Origin of the sequence: Paenarthrobacter nitroguajacolicus (assembly GCF_007786235.1) — a bacterium.
Classification (GTDB): domain Bacteria; phylum Actinomycetota; class Actinomycetes; order Actinomycetales; family Micrococcaceae; genus Arthrobacter; species Arthrobacter nitroguajacolicus_A.
In genome coordinates, this window is sequence record NZ_VNFK01000028.1 from 22,597 (window position 1) to 41,092 (window position 18,496).

Here is an 18,496-nt window from a genome sequence, read left to right on the forward strand (position 1 = left end):
TGAGTACAGGTCAGGATCGGAATGGCGGTCCCCGGTCCACGACGCTTCGTGCGGCCATGATCCGTGCGGGATGTCGATCTGGAAGGCGGAGAAATCGGGGAACGTCACGCGATTATTCATTGTCCGCATCCCCTTAGTTGTTGAGCACGGCGTCGCCGCCAGTGGTCACGACATCTTCGATCAATACGGTCTGATCGATCACCGGAAGCCCCACTACGTGCCCGAAGCTGAACATGTTTTTTGGGTCCACCTCGGCCTTCGCCTTACGGAGCCGCTCCCGCGCACCGGGCAACCAGGGCCGCTCCCTGTCCTCGGCATCCACAAAGTGGCCATGAAGGTTCACGAACGTCCCCGCGTTTGCGGCAGGACGGAGATCTTCATGAACAGAGTTGAAGACTGCCGGCAGGATGTCCAAAACCGGCGGGACAGCAATTGCGCCCATGAAGAAGCTGAACGCTGCGTCACGCCCGCCCACTATGTCCTCACCCTCAGCGCTTTGCGCCAAGGCGCCGCCCAAGAGACGAAGTTCTGCCAGCAACACTGGGCTTTCGACGCCGGGGCCAAAGTGCCGCAGCAAAGTCTCTGCGGCCTGGTCGTCCAACCTATCCAGCAGGAAGCCGTGCTCCCGCACCGGTACAGGCTGGTCCGGGTCCTGGTGGATCGTGTCGAACTGGGTGGAGTCCAAGGGACCTGTGGCGTCCATCATGAACGGTGCACAGTGACGCATGGGCTCCAGGACTTCCGCCGCGGTTTCCAGATCACCCTGGAAGGCGTAGCGGAGATGAATGACGAACTTTCCCCGCAGCGGTTCCGGAATCATCTCCATGTCCGGAAGGCGGAGGAACGCCAAGGACGCCGACGCCTCCACCGGCAGCGATGGCACCCATTCCCTGAATGCCCCCAGGACTTCCGGGGCATGCTCGCCGTCGAAGTACACCCCACCGGCGTAGAGATCGGCCGCCGGGAACAGATGGAATTCCATGGCCGTGACGATGCCAAGGTTGCCCTTGCCTCCGCGCAGGAGGTAAAAGAGTTCAGCATTCTCGTCCTTGGTCACCCGGCGCTGCGTACCGTCAGCGGTGACAAGCTCGAAGGCAATGACGTGGTCCGAAGCGAAGCCGTACTTCCTGCCCAGGATCGGTAAGCCGCCGCCGAGCGTGTAACCCACCACGCCCACATCAGTGGTGGAACCGCAGAGCCCCATCAAACCGAACGTCGCGGCGAGCTCAACCACGGCCTTCCAGCGGACGCCCGCACCCACGCGGGCTGTTTTCTCAAGGGGATCGATGCTGAGCTCAAGCATGCGGCGGGTGCTGATGAGCAAGCCGCCTTCGATGGCATTGGTGGCACCGTGACCGGTGGATTGAACGGAGACGGACATGCCCCGTTCAGAGGCCCAACGAACGGCCGCCGAAACGTCCTCTGCGTCGAGGGCTCCGAAGGCGAGGTCGGGCTGGTGCTGCGTGGACAAATTGAAGGCCGCTACTTCGGCGGCGAAGCCGGAATCGGCAGGCGTGAACACTGGACCGCGCACGCTGAGTTGGAGTTCTGAAACATCTGAAAAGGACGCGTGGGACTGCATGATCTTCTCTCAATTGACCGATGTGGTGGAAGCTTCCCCAGCAAGCCTTGATCAGTTTATCCATCAACTGGATATAAGAGAAGAGGTATTAAATCACCCATAATCGGGCAGCTTGAAGAACGCGCCGTGGCGCATGGCAAATGAGGCCTTGGGCGCAGCCTTAGAGCTGCTTGATCATCCGGGTGTTGCCCAGGGTATTCGGCTTCACGCGAGCGAGGTCCAGGAACTCAGCCACGCCCTCGTCATGCGAGCGCAGCAGCTCCGAATACACCTGCGGGTCCACGGCCGACTGGTCCGCCATCACCTCAAAGCCGTGGCGCTTGAAGAAGTCCACCTCAAACGTCAAGCAGAAGACGCGGCTCACTCCAAGTGCCCGTGCTTCCTCCAACAGGTTCTCCACCAGGACGTGCCCCACACCCCGGCCACGCCAGGAGTCAGCTGCAGCAAGGGTGCGGATCTCCGCCAAGTCTTCCCACATGACGTGCAGGGCACCGCAGCCGATCACTTCGCCATCGCCGGACTCCGCGATCCGGAACTCCTGGAGGCTCTCGTAATAGGCCACAGTCTCCTTGGCCATGAGGATCCGCTCCTCGGCCAAAGGCGCCACCAGCCTCTTGATAGCCGCCACGTCGCTGGTGCGGGCAGGGCGGAGGCTGAAGGTCGAATTCACTCCCCCATCCTAGCGAGGTGCGCGGAGTGGCGGCTTCGTGACCACAAGCGTGGCCGCCCCTGGCATATACCAACACTTATCGCATTAAGTGTTGGTATATGAGGACATTTTCAACATTTATATTCCTAAGTGTTGGTATGTTAGGAGCATGCCCACATCTCCGCAACCGCACCTTCCAGTCGATCCGGTCTCGTTCGAGACCTTCGCCTGGAAGCCCCGCGCGCCAGGGATGTACTCACGTGCAGAGGTTGCGCGCCAGACCGGCTCCTACCAGGCGGCCGTTACAGCACCGATCGCACACTGGACTCCCGAGATCTCCGGCGAAGATGCCGCCGACATCGAGGATGCGACTCGCCAATTGGTGGAGTTCGACAAGCAAGCCCAGCGGGCGCTTGGCACGGATAACCCCGCCCTCGGACCGATGACGGCCATCCTGCTGCGCACCGAGTCGGCCTCCAGTTCGCAGATCGAACAATTGACGACGTCGGCCAAGCAGCTCGCCCTCGCCGAGATCAACGAGGGCGACAAAGCCAACGCGCTAACCGTCTTAGGCAACGTCCGGGCCATGGAGGCCGCCATCCAGTTGGCCGATGACATCAGCGAGGACTCCATCCTCGCGATGCACAAAGCACTGATGCTCCACCAGCCCGGCTTCGATCCTTCCGGCGCCGGCCGGTGGCGGGACGAGCAGGTCTGGATCGGCCCTGGCCAGGCCGGACCGCTGATGGCCGAGTTCGTCGCTCCCCATCATGACCGTGTTCGTGGCGCGATCATGGACCTTGTTAAGTTCATCGACCGCCAAGACGTCTCCGTACTCGTTCAAGTCGCGGTCAGCCATGCACAGTTCGAAACGATCCACCCCTTCCCCGACGGGAACGGCCGGACCGGTCGTGCGCTGGCACAGTCGATTCTCCGCAACAAGGGCCTCGTGGGCTCAACCGCGGCGCCGATCTCAGCAGGCCTCCTCGTGGACACGTCGCGCTACTTCGCGGCACTGGGCGCATTTCGCCAAGGCAATGCCGGCCCAATCGTCCGCGAGTTCGCCAGAGCGGCCCGGATCGCCGCGACCACCGGATCGCGGCTGGTCGACGACCTCATCGCACAGCTGGAGGAGTCCCGTGCGAAGATGGCGCGGCTGCGGGCGGACGCCACAGCATGGAAGGTATTGCCCGCACTGATCGGCCAGCCCGCGGTCAACACGAAGTACCTCATGAACGAACTTGGACTTGGTGAGATGGCGGCGCTGCGCGCACTCGATGCCTTGGCGGACCTCGGCGTTCTGACTGAAACGTCAGGCCGCGGCCGCAATCGCGTATGGCAGCACCGGGGCATCTTCGAAGTCCTCGACGACTACGCCGCCGGGATACGCCGCATGTCCGCGCTCTGACCGGCCCTCTTACAGCCCCAGCTCCTCCGGGAGGTCCTGCTCCTGGCCCAGCACCTGCTTGGCCAGGAAGTGCTCAACTACGCCGTACCAGACCTTGGCATGCTGCGGCTGCAGCACCCAGTGGTTCTCGTCCGGGAAGTAGAGGAAGCGGTGCGGGCTCTGGCCATTCTCATCCGCGGGCAGCTGTGAGGAGGACAGGAGTTCGTACCAAAGGCGCAGGCCTTCACCAATGGGGACGCGATAGTCCTTGTCGCCGTGGATCACCAGCATGGGCGTCTTGATGTTGCCGACGTTCCGGTGCGGCGAGTTCTCCATCGCCATCTCCACAGTCATTTCCTTCAGCCAGTACTGGGCCGCGTCCGTGGTGGGGCCGAACTGGTCCAGCGCCCACAGGCTGGCGTGGGTGACGATCGCCTTGAAGCGATCGGTCTGGCCGGCCACCCAGTTGGCCATGTAGCCGCCGAACGACCCGCCCATGGCCGCGGTCCGGGATTCGTCAATGTCCGGCCGCGCCACTACCGCATCCGTGATGGCCATGAGGTCGGTGAAGGGCTTCTTGCCCCACTCGCCCCATCCGCGCTGGATGAACTCCTGACCGTAGCCTGTAGAGAGGGCGGGATCGGGCAGGAGCACGGCGTAGCCCTTGGCCACCAGCAGCCACGGGTTCCAGCGCCACGTCCACGCGTTCCACGAGCTCAGCGGTCCGCCATGGATCCACAAAAGCAGCGGCGCAGGGCTGTCGGGAGACGCGCTGTCCGGAAGCGCAAGGTACGCGGGAACACGCGAGCCGTCCTCCGCCGTCGTCTCCACGCGCTCCAGGCGACCCTTGTAGGCGGGTCGCTCCGCGGGCGCCTGCAGCCGGACTGTTTCTCCTGTAGCGAGGTCGATCCGTACGGCCTCGGCGGGGTACTCGTACGAGCTTCGCAGCGCGTACGCCGTGGTTCCGTCAGGGGAAACCACGACGTCGGAATAGGCGGCGGCATCCTTCGTCACCCTCGTGACGCCACCATCGGCGACGTCAATCCGGAAAACCGGCGACGCGCCGTCGTCGTCCGCTTTCGCCAGAATGGCGCTGCCATCCGGAAGCCACGCGAGCGCGTTGGCCCATCGGTCCCACTGGTGCGCGAGCGGCTCCAGGTCCGTGGTCTCTCCGCCGGAGACGTTGAGCAGGTGCAGCTTCACTTGGGGAGCCTCGGTGGGAGTGGTGTCACTTTCGCTCTCCACTACCAACGTGCTGTTGTCCGGGCTGACGGGACCAGGGAAATAGCTCATGCCCTCGTGGTCCAGCAGTACCTTGACGTTGCCAGTGGCGACATCGACGGCGGCGAGTACTTCGCGGCTGTCGGCCTTTGCCAGGGCCCTGGTCATGCTCGTGTAGATGGTTTTACCGTCCGGGCTCACCACGGTTTTTGCCTCGCGGAGCGAACTGCCGATGCCGGGCGTCAGGTTGCGCAGCTTGAGCGGCGGTGCGGCGTCAACAGTGGACGGCTTGCCAGGCTCCTTGTCTTCGCCCCGTTCCACTGCAAAGAGACGTGGCTCGGCTGGGCCGAGGTCCGCATCCCAATATCGGACAGGATAGCCGCTGTGCAGGATGGCTGAGACCTTGTTGTCTTTGCGTGCCTTGCGGCGCTCTTCGTCGTTATCCTCATCTGCGGATCCGGCAAGGACTTCGGCGTTGATGAAGGTTGCGTCGGCATCTTTAGCGGCCAGGACGGAACTGATGCCGCCGGCGCGGGAGTGCACTACGCGCGCTTCTCCCCCATCAGCAGGCAGCAGCCACAGCGCGTTGACGGGATCGGCCTCGGGGCTGTCGGGGTCAGGACGTGCGGAAGTGAAGTACAGGTCGCCATTGGCGGCGAAGACGGCGCCGGCCTCGCCTTTGGCGCTGCGCGTGATCCGGCGTGCGTGGTTCCGACCGGTGGGATCGAGTTCCCACAGGGCCGTGGCGAATTCGGTTCCCTTGCCGTTCAGCGTCGTCACGGCGGTCACCAGTCGCTTGCCATCCGGGCTCAGTGTGAGGCCACCTACCCGCGGGATGGAGAGATAGTGGTCGATATCGTGAAAAGGAGTTTCGGGCTGCTCGCCCTGATTGTGAGTGTCAGCAGAGTCCATGATCCGATTCAACACGGAATGTGCCGCCGATCACAGAGTGGTTCACTCACAGTGAAACAGTACTTTCAGATATTCTTCGAAGCGTCAGAGGCTCCGCAGGGCCTCAACAACAGCCACGGTGCCATCTTCTTTCGCGATGGCACCCCCCAGCTCCGCTGCCCGCAATGCATACGACGGCGTATTGACGGCTTGCTTGACAGCGTCACCGAGGCGCTCCGGAGTCAGCTTCTTGTACGGGATCGGCGCGGGCCCAGCACCAAGGGCGGCAACCCGGGAAGCCCAGAGCGGCTGGTCTGTGTACACCGGGACACCCACAGTGGGCACGCCGGCACGCAGCCCCGCCGCAGTAGTCCCCGCCCCGGCGTGATGAACCACAGCGCCCATCTGCGGGAACAGCCACTCGTGCGGAACGCTCCCAATGCCGATTGCGTCGTCGCCCAGGACTCCCTCCACACCCTGCACCACCGCCCTCACGCCAGCCCGGCGCGTGGACTCAAGAATGAAATCGGGGTCGATGTGGGCGCTGCTTCCAAAGCCGACGAAGACCGGCTGCGGACCATCGGCAAGGAAATCCACAAGATCCGCGGACGGCTGCCAGTCCGGCTTCAACACCGGCCACCAATACCCCGCCATAACGAGGCCGGAGTGCCAATCAGTCGGTTTGGGCAGCACTGTGGGGCTAATGCCGTGAAGGATGGGAGCCTTCGCCCTCCTCCGACGCCGCTCACCGGCTGCACGGGTTTCCTTTTTCAGCCCCAGCGCCTTTCGAAGGCGTGCACTGGGAGCGTCATAGGGTGCCGGGCCAGCGGATGCGCGCTCACCAATGATTCTGTTCCCCAGAGGGCCAAGGCTTCGAGCCGAATTCATCAGCACAGGAGGATACGCTGCACTGGGTTCCGTGGGCTGCAGGTGGGCGCCAATGGCCGGAATGCCGAAAGCCTCAGCAACGTCGAAGGCATAGGGTGCCACCGAATTGGCCAGAATAACATCGGCGCCCGCCTCGGCTGCCGCCAGGGTTCCGGTAGCTGCGTTCTCCATGTATTCGCTGAGCTTTCGCCAGAAGGAGAGCACACTTCCTCCCGCAGCCTTCGCGCCGGGCGCAGGCTGCCGAATCAGTTCGGTCAGGTCACCAGGGAGCGGCCGGAACTCGCATCCCGACTCAACAACCAAGGGTGCGTAGGCGGGGTTTGCCGCAATGGCCACCTCGTACCCCATGCCCTGCAGGCGGGAACCGAGCCCAGCCATGGGCGCAACGTCTCCGCGCGTGCCCGGAGTCACCATAAGAACCCGCATTGCTTCTCCTCGCCCATAATTGCGATCACCGTTCGCAATTAAGAATATAGTCAAATGGGACCAGGACCAAACCTCATCTACCCCGGGAAAGGCGGTACTGGATTGCCTGCTTTGGATCCCACCGACCTCTGGCGCCGCCCTGAGCGCTCGGCGGTCGGGCCAAAACCTGAACACTCCCGGAGCGGAATCGCGACGGCGGCACTCCGGATCGCCGATCAGGAAGGACTGGCTGCGGTCTCCATCCGACGGGTTGCCGCCAGCGTGGGAGCGGGCGCAGCCTCCCTGTACCGGTATGTGAAATCCCACGATGAACTTGTTGAACTCATGATGGACACAGTCAGCGGCGAGTACCACCTCGAGCCGGGGACCGGCGGGCCACTGGAGCAACTGCTGGATCTGGCACACCAGGGCCGGGGCATCATGCAACGGCACCCGTGGCTGGCTCCGCTGCTGTTGACCCGGCCGTCCATGGGGCCCAACTCACTCCGTTACCTGGAAGCCGCCCTGACCACCTTGGAATCCGTGGACCTTCCCGGCCCCGCCAAGCTGCAGACCGTGGCCATGCTGTCAGCCATCACTTCGGCATTCGTGCAAAACGAGATGGCCACGGCGCGTCCGCCTGGACCGAAGGGTGCCGCAACAAACCGCGGGCAGTACCTCGCGGAAGCCCTCAAGGCCGGGGACTACCCGCACCTGACTGCCGCGCTGACAGGACACTCCGACGAGGGTCACCCGGACGAGCATTTCACCAGCATCGTCACGAATTACCTGACCGGTGCAGGAATCCCCTCCCAGCCGCCGGATTAAAGCGAAAGCCCCGCCCACTCCTTGCGGAATGAGCGGGGCTTCCTGCCGTCAAGCAACGTGCCTTACGCGGTCGGAGCGATCTCCGGGATGCGCGGCTTGGCGTTACCTTCGAACGTGAACTTGGCGTCGTCACCTTCGCCATCCACGTCCACCACAACGATGTCACCGGAGTGCAGCTCGCCGAACAGGATCTTCTCGGACAGCTGGTCCTCGATCTCGCGCTGAATGGTGCGGCGCAGAGGCCGGGCACCCATCGCGGGATCGTAACCACGCGTGGCCAGGAGAACCTTGGCAGCCGTGGTGAGCTCGATGCCCATGTCCTTGTCCTTGAGGCGACGCTCCAAACGGGTCACGAACAGGTCCACGATCTCGATGATCTCGTCCTGCGTCAGCTGCGGGAACACCACGACGTCGTCAACACGGTTAAGGAACTCGGGGCGGAAGTGCTGCTTGAGCTCTTCGGTGACCCGGGCCCGCATGCGGTTGTAGCCGGTCTGGGTGTCCGTGCCGGACTGGAAGCCCGTGGCCACGCTCTTGGAGATATCGCGGGTACCAAGGTTGGTGGTCATGATGATCACGGTGTTCTTGAAGTCCACCACGCGGCCCTGGGAGTCGGTCAGGCGGCCGTCTTCCAGAATCTGCAGCAGGGAGTTGAAGAGGTCCGCGTGGGCCTTCTCAACTTCGTCGAACAGGACAACGGAGAACGGACGCCTGCGGACCTTCTCGGTCAGCTGGCCGCCTTCTTCGTAGCCGACGTAGCCCGGAGGTGCACCGAAGAGACGCGAAACCGTGTGCTTCTCGGAGTATTCGGACATGTCCAGCGTGATGAGGGCGTCCTCTTCACCGAACAGGAACTCGGCAAGCGCCTTGGCGAGCTCGGTCTTGCCGACGCCGGTGGGGCCGGCGAAGATGAACGAGCCACCGGGACGCTTGGGGTCCTTCAGGCCTGCACGGGTACGGCGAATGGCCTGCGACAGGGCCTTGATGGCCTCGTCCTGGCCGACGACCCGCTTGTGCAGTTCGTCTTCCATCTTGAGCAGGCGCGAGGACTCTTCCTCGGTGAGCTTGAAGACCGGAATGCCTGTGGAGTTCGCCAGAACTTCAGCAATCAGGTCTTCGTCTACCTCGGAGATGTCGTCCATGCCGCCGGACTTCCAGTTGCGTTCCTTCTCCGCGCGTTCGGCAATGAGCTTCTGCTCCTTGTCGCGCAGCGAGGCAGCACCCTCAAAGTCCTGGGCGTCGATGGCGGATTCCTTCTCCATCTTCACCTCGGCGATCCGCTCATCCATGGCCTTGAGCTCCGGCGGAGCGGTCATGCGACGGATGCGCAGGCGTGCGCCGGCTTCGTCAATGAGGTCGATCGCCTTGTCCGGCAGGAAGCGGTCCGAGATGTAGCGTTCGGCCAGCTGCGCTGCGGAGGCGAGGGCGCCGTCGGTAATCGTGACGCGGTGGTGTGCCTCGTAACGGTCGCGAAGGCCCTTCAGGATCTCGATTGCGTGCGCAACAGAGGGTTCCTTGACCTGGATCGGCTGGAAGCGGCGCTCAAGAGCGGCATCCTTTTCGATGTGCTTGCGGTACTCGTCCAGCGTGGTGGCACCAATGGTCTGGAGTTCACCACGGGCCAGCATGGGCTTCAGGATGGACGCAGCATCGATCGCACCTTCGGCGGCACCTGCACCAACCAGGGTGTGGATCTCGTCGATGAAGAGGATGATGTCCCCGCGGGTGCGGATTTCCTTGAGGACCTTCTTCAGGCGCTCTTCGAAGTCACCGCGGTAGCGCGAGCCGGCAACCAGTGAGCCGAGGTCAAGCGTGTAGAGCTGCTTATCCTTGATGGTCTCCGGGACATCGCCGCGGACGATCGCTTGGGCGAGACCTTCGACGACGGCAGTCTTACCGACGCCGGGCTCACCAATCAGCACGGGATTGTTCTTGGTGCGGCGGGAGAGGACCTGCATGACGCGTTCCATCTCCTGCTCGCGGCCGATCACAGGATCGAGCTTGTTTTCGCGTGCAGCCTGGGTGAGGTTGCGGCCGAACTGGTCCAGCACTACCGAGCCGGCAGGTGTACCTTCCGGCTGGCCCTGGCCAGAGCCGCTGCCTGCGGTCTCCTTGCCCTGGTAACCCGAGAGCAGCTGGATGACCTGCTGGCGGACCCGGTTGAGGTCCGCACCAAGCTTGACCAGTACCTGGGCGGCCACGCCTTCGCCCTCGCGAATGAGGCCGAGCAGGATGTGCTCAGTACCGATGTAGTTGTGGCCGAGCTGCAGTGCCTCGCGGAGCGAAAGCTCAAGCACCTTCTTGGCGCGCGGCGTGAAGGGGATGTGACCGGATGGAGCCTGCTGGCCCTGACCGATAATCTCCTGCACCTGCTCGCGAACGCCATCGAGCGAAATGCTCAGGGACTCGAGCGCCTTGGCGGCAACGCCTTCACCCTCGTGGATCAGACCCAAGAGGATGTGCTCGGTACCGATGTAATTGTGGTTGAGCATCCGTGCCTCTTCTTGGGCAAGGACGACCACGCGACGGGCACGGTCCGTAAATCTCTCAAACATTTCGCCACACTCCTAGCTACGACGTACTTTGATGCTACGTGCCGGAGCAAGACTTTTGGAGCGTGTTCGCCACAGGGGAAACATGACGCGGCCACGGAATAAATCCGGTTCGCACCCTTGACCGTGGAGACACGTAGTGGCACCCTGTGTCCTCGACGGCCGGCCGCTACCTCCCACCGTCAGCAAAGGGACCGACTGGCGTATTACTGGGCATCGTAGATCTTAGTGGGCATCGTAGATCCGGAAGCATTGCGACCGCCCAATAGCGCCGCTATTCAGGGCCACCAGAGGCTGAGGCGATTCACCGAATATTCCTAGCCTTCGAGGAACCTGGAGCCCAACAAACCGGGCGGTTAAACTACCAATGCCCCGGCAGTGACTGCCGGGGCATTGAAGTGGTGAATCAGGAATTGGCCTTTTGGTAGGCTTCCTGAATTTCGGCCTGAATACGTCCGCGGCTGTTAACCGTGTAGCCATTGTCACGTGCCCACTGGCGAATCTGTGCGGAGTCCTGGCTGCGGGCAGCTGTTGCACGTCCCCGCGTGGCGCGACCAGAGGAAGTCTTCCTGGCCTTAGCGACGAATGGCTCCAGGGCGTTCCGAAGCGAAGCTGCGTTGGCCGTGGACAGGTCCATCTCGTAGCTCACACCGTCCAGGCCAAAACGGACAGTTTCGTCCGCAGCCCCTTCATCCAGGTCATCGACGAGGATGATTTTTACTTTCTGTGCCATGAGTTGCCTCTCATTGGGAGGGATGGATAATCAGAAATTCCCCGGGTTTCTTTATTGATTATCTGTCACGGCAAGCACGCGCGTCAAAGCACAATTGGATTCGACGGTAACCACAACCCAATTGCAGGGCCTATTTAGCGACTGGACCATCAGTGGCTGGGCCGGAATTTTTCGAATTCGCTTCGGCCTGGGCGCGGGCTTCGGCCTGGCGCTCGGATTTGTCAGCATTGAAGATCGACTTCATGGCAAACCAGAAGATCAATCCCACCACTACCGATGGCGCCAGGACTGCGATGTACTCCATGATCAGTGTCCTTCGGGCTTCAGCAAGGGGAACAGGATGGTTTCGCGGATACCCGCGCCGGTGAACAGCATCACCAGGCGGTCGATGCCAAGTCCGATGCCACCCATGGGCGGCGCACCGTATTCGAGGGCACGGAGGAAGTCCTCGTCCAGCTGCATGGCTTCCTCATCGCCCGCAGCAGAGCGGCGTGACTGCTCCGTGAGGCGGTCCCGCTGGATCACAGGGTCAATGAGCTCGGAGAATGCAGTACCGCGCTCCATGCCGCCGATGATCAGGTCCCACGCTTCGATCAGGCGGCCGTCCTCGCGGTGCGGGCGGGCCAGCGGCTGGGCCGAGGGCGGGTAGTCGTAGACGAACGTGGGGTTCAGCAGTGTGGGCTCCACGATCTCGCCAAACAGCTCAACCACGATCTTCTCGGCGTCCCACTTGGGGTCAACCTTGACCTCGTGCTTGGCAGCGAGCGCCAACAGTTCCTCAACAGTAGTGTCCGGAGTGATCTCCACACCCACTGCTTCGGAAAGACCCGGGTACACCGCAACCCAAGCCCATTCGCCGTCGAGATTGATTTCGCCGGCATCCGTTTGGATGGTGCGGGTTCCAACAACGTCGGCCACATTCAGGATAATTTCCTTCATGCGTTCGGCCATGACGAATTGGTCCGCCCACGCTTCGTAACATTCCAAGGTGGTGAACTCGGGGCTGTGTGTGGAGTCGACGCCTTCGTTGCGGAACACCCGGCCCATGTCGTAAACACGGTCAATGCCACCAACAACGGCACGCTTCAGGAAAAGCTCGGTGGCGATGCGAAGGGTCATCTTCTGGTCGAAGGCGTTCATGTGCGTCTCGAACGGGCGGGCTGTAGCGCCGCCGTGGACCAGCTGCAGGATGGGGGTTTCCACTTCGACGTAGCCGTGGCGGTCCAGGGTGTCCCGGACGGAGCGGGTGATGGCGGCGCGCTTATAGACCATCTCGCGGGCTTCGTCGCGGACCATGAGGTCCACGTACCGTTGGCGCACCCGGGTTTCCTCGTTCAGCTCGGCGTGCAGGACCGGGAGCGGGCGGAGAGCCTTGGACGCCATGGACCAGGAGTCGGCCATCACGGACAGCTCGCCGCGCCGGGACGAGATGACCTCGCCCTTGATGAACACGTGGTCGCCGAGGTCCACCAGCGCTTTCCAGTCGGCGAGGGCTTCCTCGCCGACGTTGGCCAGGCTCAGCATGGCCTGCAGGCGTACGCCCTTGCCGTCCACGCCGCCCTCCTGGAGGGTTGCGAAGCACAGCTTTCCGGTGTTGCGCACGAACACCACACGGCCCGTGACGCCCACGGTGTCGCCCGTGGTCTCGTCAGCTTCCAGGTGCGCGTATTTCTCGCGGATTTCACTCAGCGAGTGGGTCCGCTCAACACCCACCGGATAAGCCTCTGTGCCGCGTTCGATCAGCTTGGCGCGCTTCTCCATACGGATGCGCATTTGCTCGCTGGCGTCGACGGGCTCTGCGGAGGTGTTCGGGGCTGGGGTGTTTGCGGAAGTCACAGTCCTTAAGTTTACCGGTGATTACGGGCCTTTACTTCCGGGCCCCAAGATCAGGCGAACGCCTAGACTCGGGATTGTGGAGACATGGACGGTTGAAACGGACGACGGCGGCGGCCAGCTTGAGGTGCACACCTTCCGGCCTGCCTCGGGTGCGTCGATTCCGGGGTCGAAGGCACCTGCTGAACCGGCCGGCGTCGTGCTTGTCCATGGCACGTTGGTGACCGATTCCCTGTACTGGCCATTCGCACGGACCCTCAGCGTTATGTTGGGCCGACCGGTTCACAGCTATAACCGACGCGGCCGTGGGCATTCCGCGCCCCAACCGCCGGGCTATTCCGTGGACACGGAGATCGCGGACCTTCAAGCAGTCATGGAAAAAAGCGGTTCCACGGATGTTGTGGCGCACAGTTATGGCGGATTCGTGGCGCTGCAGGCCGCCCGCCGCGCCAAGATCAACAGACTTGTCACCTACGACGCCGCGGTGTCGCTGTCCGGCAACCTCAGCAGCAGGTGGCGCCCGGAGCTTGAGGAAGCAGTCACTGCGGGCAAGCTGGACCACGCATGGGCACACCTGGTGCAGGGGTTGGGGACCGCTGGGCCCATTTCCTACCTGCCCATGGGTGCGCTGCGGACGCTGAGTGTCCTCTCGGCCCGGACCCGGCTGGGCTTGGAGATGCGTTCCCTGCTGCCCACCGCGGTCACCGAAATGAGGGCGGTACTGGATGCCGACGCGCACCTTCACGACTTCATGAAACTCTCTACCCCCACCCTGATGCTCAGCGGCGGGTGGAGTCCGTCGTATTTCGCAGAGACTGGCCGGATCCTCGCCGGAGCTGTGCCGGCCATCGAATTTGCGATTGTGCCGCTGCAGTTCCATGAAGGTCCGCTGCGCCCCGGCCGGCGCCTCGCGGCACGCATTGCCCGGTTCCTTTCGGGGAGCCACCTACCAGGAGAACCTGCCAACGCCGCCTAGGATGTTCCGGTGAGGGAACGCGAGATAAGGACGCACGACGGCGGCAAGCTCGCCTTGTACAGCTACGGCACCGAAGACGCGCCCGGCGAACGCCGCGTGGTGCTCATCGGAGGGGCGTTCCTCACAGCGCTCATATATCGGCCCTTCTCCGTCGCCCTGTCAAAGGGCCTGGGTGAGGGCTGGGCCGTGGACGTGTATGACCGCCGCGGCCGGGGCAAATCCACGGAACAGCCGCACGACTACTCCATGGCTACGGAGATTGCCGACGTCCGCACCATTTTGGACGCTACCGGAGCACGGAACATCCTGGGCCACAGCCTGGGCGGATCCGTGGCCTTGAACGCAGCCCAGGCCTTCGCCGGCACGCACCACCAGCCGGACAAACTCGCGGTGTACGACGCCGCGGTGAATATTGACGGAAGCATGGACACGGACTGGCTTGCCGGGTTCGCGGACTCGGTCAACAAGGGCCATATCAATCGGGCAATGGCACGGATGCGGCGGGGAATGCATCCGGGAACGGCCCTCGCGCGGGTCCCGGAGCCGGTGTTGGTGGGGCTCATGGCCGTGGTGTCGCGGACCAAGGTGAACAAGTTATTTCGTGAGCTTATGCCGTCCGGCGTGGGTGAGCTGAAGGCAGCGTTCGAAACCTCCGATACACCTCGTGACTTCTCTGTTCTGCCACCCACCACGCACTTCATGGTGGGAAAGAAGAGTCCCCAGTTCTATAAGGTCGCCGCCGCGCGCCTGAACAGGGCCGTCCCGGGCAGCACGCTGGAGGTCTCTCCGAAGGGATTTCACGGGTCGGTTCCCGCGGCCGTCAGCGAGCTCGTGTCCGACATTTCGGAGTACTTCAAACGCTGACTGGTTTTCCACATACGTGGCCGCATGCTGCCTGCTGTCAGGTGGCTCGGTTAGGCTCAAGACATGACGCGCGACATCATCATCTCAACCGACGGCGGACACCTCGAAGTTCTCACCACAGGTGGTGAGCTTGCAGCGGCAGGTTCCGGCGTCGTCGTCGTTCCTGCCTCCATGGTGACCGCCTCCGATTACACGCGTTTCGCCCAAAAACTGAGTGAGGCTCTGGGCCGCCCCGTCCACACCTTCAACCGTCGTGGACGTGGTGATTCCTCGCCGCAGGCCGAGGACTACACCCTTGAAGCCGATATCCGGGACCTTGAGGCCGTCATGAAGCATACGTCCAGCACTGACGTGTTTGGTCACAGCTTCGGCGGCGCAGTGGCCTTGCATGCGGCACGGACGCTCCCGGTGGAACGCCTCGCCGTCTACGACCCCGCAGTCTCCGTCAACCACAGCGTCAAGGCCGAATGGGCGCCTGAGTATGAACGCGCGACGGCGGCGGGAGACTACGATCGCGGTCTCGCCGTTCTGATCAAGGGAGTCGAGACCGGTGGCGCCTTCGCTCGCATGCCACTGTCCATGCTGACATTGGCGAACAAGCTCACCGCCGGCACGCCGATGGGTCGGCAAATGCGTGAGTTGATGACCTGTGGTGTTCGCGAGATCAAGGCAGTGATTGCCGCCGACATGCCGGCTGAACCCTTCCTGGAGCTACCGTTGGAGACCCTAATCGTGGTGGGCGAAAAGAGCCCAGCCTACTTTGGTGTTGCCTGCGGCCAGATCCACGACGTCCTGTCCGGCTCAAGCTACACCATCCTGCCCGGCTTCGGCCATGACGGCCCCATCAAGGCTCCTGAAAAGCTGATCTCTGAGTTGTCGGAGTTCTTCTCGGGTTAGTCTCGTTGCGCGGCAATCAGCCCAGCTGAATGGCGGCGATACCGGCCACAGCGGTCACGGTGAGTGCCAGCCGCACGCGACTGAACCGCTCGTTGAAGAAAAGCGCTCCGATGAGCCCTGCCAGCAGCACGCTCGTTTCCCGGAGAGCCGATACCAAGGCCAGAGGCGCCAGGCTCTGGGCCCAGACCACAATCCCGTAGGCCAGCATGGACACCAGTCCCCCAGCGAACCCCGGCTTCCAATACCGCGCCACGCGTTTGGCGAAGGAGCGGCGATCTGCGGCCAAGCGCCAGCAGACCAAAGGAATCAGCAAACCCTGGAGCAGGAACAGCCACGAGATATACGCCATGGGGTCCCCTGACACGCGTACCCCTGTACCGTCCACCAGGGTGTAGGCCGCAATCGAGGCGCCGGTCAGTACTGCGAAGAGCGTGCCTTTGCGATTGGTGGGCCCCGCTCGTGCCGCGCCCTTGCCGGTGAGGGCCAGGCTGAGCAATGAACCCGCGACGACGGCCACTCCAGTCAACTGCCAAGGGCTCAGCTTCTCTGCCAGGAACGTCGTGGCCACTGCCGTGACGAGGAGAACGGCCAGCCCCCGGGCCAGAGGGTAGACCTGCGAGAAGTCGCCATGTTTGTACGACGTGGTGAGCAGGATGAGGTAGCAGGTCTGGAGTGCCGCCGAGGCAAGGACGAACGGCCACGATTGCTGCAGGGGAAGGCCGAAAACCGCTGCGCCCACAACGCCTGAGACAAGATAAGCGATGGCAATCATGGTGGAGGAGGCAAGCCGGTCCGGGATGGACTTGGCCAAGGCATTCCAGGCGCTGTGCAGGACAGCCGCCAACAGAACGGCGGCCGTGACAGTGAACGTCAACGCCGCCCCGCCGCTTGCCGCCTGCCCAAGGGCGTGTCCAGCCGAGGGTCTTGCCGGGCTTTCTGCCGACCGCCGAACGGGACTCCCTCGGAATCCGCTGTGTTGACGCCAAAGGTCGCGAGTACTTGGGCGAAGATATCTGCGTGGTCCACCGCTGATACCCTGCGGGGCAGGCTTGCACCGCCGGCTGCGATCCACGCCGTACGCTCAGCGTCGCTCTCGCCGCCATGGCCGCCCGCGTCCAGGTGGCCATGGTCCGTTACCACCACTACGGTCCAGTCTTCTTCAGCCCGGTCCGGCCTTGCCTGAATGGCGTCCAACAGGGTGCCCAGGCGTGCGTCACAGCGCTGGATCGCGGCCACGTAGCCGGAGCCGGTTCCGTGGTTATGTGCTTCAACATCCGCCTCACCGAAGTACACAAAAGAAGCAGCGAGATCCTCGTTCTCCAAACGGTTGGCCGCGTAGTCAGCCACAGCGTCGTCGGCACAAACCCAACTGGCGGCGTCGTTCGTTTCTTCAGGGTCCGGCGTTGGCACCCAACCGCGGGAGGAGAAGATGGGGCCGCAATGTGTGGGGGTTGCCAGCGGATACCAGCTGGCCGCGATCATGGTCTGCAGCTCCGGGTGGGCCGAGCGAAGAACCTCCGTGAAATCCGGCAATGCGTCCAGCTCTGCTGGGTGATGGCTGTTGCCCGTCACCATGTGGCGGTCGGCATAAACGCCGGTGGCAACAGTGGCCCACACCGGACCAGAGATGGTGGCATTCCTTTGGTGGACACGGACTGGCAAAAGGAAGCCAGTCGCGGCGACTCTGTCCATGGCGCGAGTGGGAGTGGACAGCAGCGAGTCATAACGGACGCCGTCGATGCCAACAATCAGGATGTGGGGTGATTTCTTCACAACGTTGACCGTACTTGGGTCGGCTGGCAACTCATAGGGACAGTCATTCGTATCTATAGAAGACTTAGGTCATGCCTATGAATCTCATTCACCTGCGGGCCTTCCATCAGGTGGCCACCTATGGAAGCTATGTGTCGGCGGCTGCTGCAGCGCATGTCAGCCAACCAACCCTTTCGGAACAGGTCCGTCAGTTGGAGCGACACCACGGGATCAAGCTGCTGCAGCGCTCAGGCCGGTCCGTCGAACTCACGCCGTTGGGACGCAAGCTGTTTGCGGTGACGTCCAAGCTGTTCGCGGCCGAACTTGAAGCCGAGGCAGTCCTCGCCAAAGCACGCCACGTGATGCAGGGAGAACTACGCTTCGGCACTGACGCCCCTATCAACGCTGTGGGTGTCCTCAGCGCGTTCCGTAGGCGAAATCCAGGAGTGAGCATTCAACTGGTCAGTGGGAACTCAGCAGAGATCCGGAATCGGGTGCTGGCCGGGACAGTGGACGTGGGAATCATCGCGGACGAGACACCTCACCCCGACCTCACGGCGCGAAAGCTCGCTACACAAGACCTTGTGGCATTCGTGCGGCATGACCATGCACTTGCCCGGGCCAAGGTCATCGGCCTCAAGGAGCTGGTAACCCACCCACTGGTCATTCGTGAGATCGGTTCAGTGACGCGCAGAAGCATTGAGGAAGCCCTCACCCAGGCACAGTTGCAGCCGGCCGAGGTCCTGGAGACGGACAGCCGCGAAGCGGTCCATGCTGCCGTCATTGCCGGCCTTGGGATCGGCGTCATCGCAGAGGATGAATTCAACGACGATCCGCGGCTGGTCCTCCTCGACTTCGCCGACGCAGTCCAGCCCATCACGGAGTATCTGGTGTATCGCAAGGACAATCAGCGCAGCCATGTGGTGGAAGCTGTGGTGGACTGCGTGGGATAGGTGTTTGTTGTGTGGGTGTTAAAGGTGAAGAGCCCCGACCTGTGGTCGGGGCTCTTCGAATGGTTGTCCGGCGGTGTCCTACTCT

General features: G+C 62.9%; 16 protein-coding genes. 6 read left to right on the forward strand and 10 right to left on the reverse strand.

The annotated features are described in order from the left end of the window. Nucleotides 1–133: 133 nt before the first annotated feature. Nucleotides 134–1,582: an FAD-binding oxidoreductase gene (locus FQP90_RS22185; protein ID WP_144653231.1), complete on the reverse strand. Its 1,449-nt coding sequence runs from the start codon at nucleotides 1,580–1,582 to the stop codon at nucleotides 134–136. Between the two features lie 160 nt (nucleotides 1,583–1,742). Next, complete coding sequence (locus FQP90_RS22190) at nucleotides 1,743–2,252, reverse strand: amino-acid N-acetyltransferase (RefSeq protein WP_144653232.1); 510 nt, start codon at nucleotides 2,250–2,252, stop codon at nucleotides 1,743–1,745. A 148-nt stretch (nucleotides 2,253–2,400) separates the two neighbouring features. Here FQP90_RS22190 and FQP90_RS22195 point away from each other — a divergent pair, with 148 nt between their 5' ends. Further along, complete coding sequence (locus FQP90_RS22195) at nucleotides 2,401–3,639, forward strand: Fic family protein (protein WP_144653233.1); 1,239 nt, start codon at nucleotides 2,401–2,403, stop codon at nucleotides 3,637–3,639. 9 nt (nucleotides 3,640–3,648) lie between these two features. Here the strand turns inward: FQP90_RS22195 and FQP90_RS22200 are convergent, their stop codons facing one another. Both FQP90_RS22200 and FQP90_RS22205 read right to left on the reverse strand, forming a co-directional pair. Next, on the reverse strand, nucleotides 3,649–5,751 hold the full coding sequence (locus FQP90_RS22200; RefSeq protein ID WP_208760060.1) for a S9 family peptidase: 2,103 nt from the start codon (nucleotides 5,749–5,751) through the stop codon (nucleotides 3,649–3,651). A gap of 84 nt (nucleotides 5,752–5,835) precedes the next feature. Continuing rightward, nucleotides 5,836–7,044 (reverse strand): glycosyltransferase, encoded by a 1,209-nt coding sequence (locus tag FQP90_RS22205; protein ID WP_144653235.1) that lies wholly within the window; start codon nucleotides 7,042–7,044, stop codon nucleotides 5,836–5,838. Nucleotides 7,045–7,098: 54 nt separating this feature from the next. Here FQP90_RS22205 and FQP90_RS22210 point away from each other — a divergent pair, with 54 nt between their 5' ends. After that, nucleotides 7,099–7,851, forward strand: a complete 753-nt coding sequence (locus FQP90_RS22210; RefSeq protein WP_144653236.1) for a TetR/AcrR family transcriptional regulator — start codon at nucleotides 7,099–7,101, stop codon at nucleotides 7,849–7,851. A gap of 62 nt (nucleotides 7,852–7,913) precedes the next feature. Here the strand turns inward: FQP90_RS22210 and FQP90_RS22215 are convergent, their stop codons facing one another. The 4 genes from FQP90_RS22215 to lysS form a co-directional block, all read right to left on the reverse strand. After that, nucleotides 7,914–10,406, reverse strand: coding sequence for an ATP-dependent Clp protease ATP-binding subunit (locus FQP90_RS22215; protein WP_144653237.1), 2,493 nt, complete (start codon nucleotides 10,404–10,406; stop codon nucleotides 7,914–7,916). A gap of 403 nt (nucleotides 10,407–10,809) precedes the next feature. Beyond that, entirely contained in the window at nucleotides 10,810–11,136 is a 327-nt protein-coding gene (locus tag FQP90_RS22220; RefSeq protein ID WP_144653238.1) for a histone-like nucleoid-structuring protein Lsr2, read from the reverse strand. A 130-nt stretch (nucleotides 11,137–11,266) separates the two neighbouring features. After that, nucleotides 11,267–11,440 (reverse strand): hypothetical protein, encoded by a 174-nt coding sequence (locus tag FQP90_RS23415; protein ID WP_167510548.1) that lies wholly within the window; start codon nucleotides 11,438–11,440, stop codon nucleotides 11,267–11,269. Between the two features lie 2 nt (nucleotides 11,441–11,442). Next, nucleotides 11,443–12,972, reverse strand: a complete 1,530-nt coding sequence (gene lysS / locus FQP90_RS22225) for a lysine--tRNA ligase (protein WP_144653239.1) — start codon at nucleotides 12,970–12,972, stop codon at nucleotides 11,443–11,445. Between the two features lie 76 nt (nucleotides 12,973–13,048). Between lysS and FQP90_RS22230 the strand changes: the two genes are divergently transcribed. The 3 genes from FQP90_RS22230 (at nucleotide 13,049) to FQP90_RS22240 (ending at nucleotide 15,706) form a co-directional block, all read left to right on the forward strand. Beyond that, the gene (locus tag FQP90_RS22230) at nucleotides 13,049–13,945 is read left to right on the forward strand and encodes an alpha/beta fold hydrolase (RefSeq protein ID WP_144653240.1); all 897 of its coding nucleotides are present in this window, start codon (nucleotides 13,049–13,051) and stop codon (nucleotides 13,943–13,945) included. 9 nt (nucleotides 13,946–13,954) lie between these two features. Beyond that, nucleotides 13,955–14,809 (forward strand): alpha/beta fold hydrolase, encoded by an 855-nt coding sequence (locus tag FQP90_RS22235; RefSeq protein ID WP_144653241.1) that lies wholly within the window; start codon nucleotides 13,955–13,957, stop codon nucleotides 14,807–14,809. A gap of 63 nt (nucleotides 14,810–14,872) precedes the next feature. Continuing rightward, nucleotides 14,873–15,706: an alpha/beta fold hydrolase gene (locus FQP90_RS22240; protein WP_144653242.1), complete on the forward strand. Its 834-nt coding sequence runs from the start codon at nucleotides 14,873–14,875 to the stop codon at nucleotides 15,704–15,706. 16 nt (nucleotides 15,707–15,722) lie between these two features. Here FQP90_RS22240 and FQP90_RS22245 read toward each other — a convergent pair whose 3' ends face one another. Continuing rightward, nucleotides 15,723–16,580 carry an EamA family transporter gene (locus FQP90_RS22245; protein WP_244296938.1) on the reverse strand — a complete coding sequence of 286 codons (858 nt, stop codon included), beginning with the start codon at nucleotides 16,578–16,580 and terminating at the stop codon, nucleotides 15,723–15,725. After that, on the reverse strand, nucleotides 16,577–17,479 hold the full coding sequence (locus FQP90_RS22250) for an alkaline phosphatase family protein (RefSeq protein ID WP_244296940.1): 903 nt from the start codon (nucleotides 17,477–17,479) through the stop codon (nucleotides 16,577–16,579). The genes FQP90_RS22245 and FQP90_RS22250 overlap by 4 nt, the downstream gene beginning before the upstream one ends. A gap of 71 nt (nucleotides 17,480–17,550) precedes the next feature. On the opposite strand from FQP90_RS22250, the gene FQP90_RS22255 reads away from it, so the two are divergent. Next, a complete protein-coding gene (locus FQP90_RS22255) occupies nucleotides 17,551–18,411 on the forward strand; it encodes a LysR substrate-binding domain-containing protein (protein ID WP_244296942.1) in 861 nt (286 codons plus the stop codon). Nucleotides 18,412–18,496: the final 85 nt, after the last annotated feature.

What these genes read in the sequence shown, in the direction of transcription:
- FQP90_RS22185 (WP_144653231.1), bottom strand. Translation starts at nt 1,582, where the DNA reads ATGCAGTCCCACGCGTCCTTTTCAGATGTTTCAGAACTCCAACTCAGC.
- FQP90_RS22195 (WP_144653233.1), top strand. Translation starts at nt 2,401, where the DNA reads ATGCCCACATCTCCGCAACCGCACCTTCCAGTCGATCCGGTCTCGTTC.
- FQP90_RS22200 (WP_208760060.1), bottom strand. Translation starts at nt 5,751, where the DNA reads ATGGACTCTGCTGACACTCACAATCAGGGCGAGCAGCCCGAAACTCCT.
- FQP90_RS22205 (WP_144653235.1), bottom strand. Translation starts at nt 7,044, where the DNA reads ATGCGGGTTCTTATGGTGACTCCGGGCACGCGCGGAGACGTTGCGCCC.
- FQP90_RS22210 (WP_144653236.1), top strand. Translation starts at nt 7,099, where the DNA reads ATGGGACCAGGACCAAACCTCATCTACCCCGGGAAAGGCGGTACTGGA.
- FQP90_RS22215 (WP_144653237.1), bottom strand. Translation starts at nt 10,406, where the DNA reads ATGTTTGAGAGATTTACGGACCGTGCCCGTCGCGTGGTCGTCCTTGCC.
- FQP90_RS22220 (WP_144653238.1), bottom strand. Translation starts at nt 11,136, where the DNA reads ATGGCACAGAAAGTAAAAATCATCCTCGTCGATGACCTGGATGAAGGG.
- FQP90_RS23415 (WP_167510548.1), bottom strand. Translation starts at nt 11,440, where the DNA reads ATGGAGTACATCGCAGTCCTGGCGCCATCGGTAGTGGTGGGATTGATC.
- FQP90_RS22240 (WP_144653242.1), top strand. Translation starts at nt 14,873, where the DNA reads ATGACGCGCGACATCATCATCTCAACCGACGGCGGACACCTCGAAGTT.
- FQP90_RS22255 (WP_244296942.1), top strand. Translation starts at nt 17,551, where the DNA reads ATGCCTATGAATCTCATTCACCTGCGGGCCTTCCATCAGGTGGCCACC.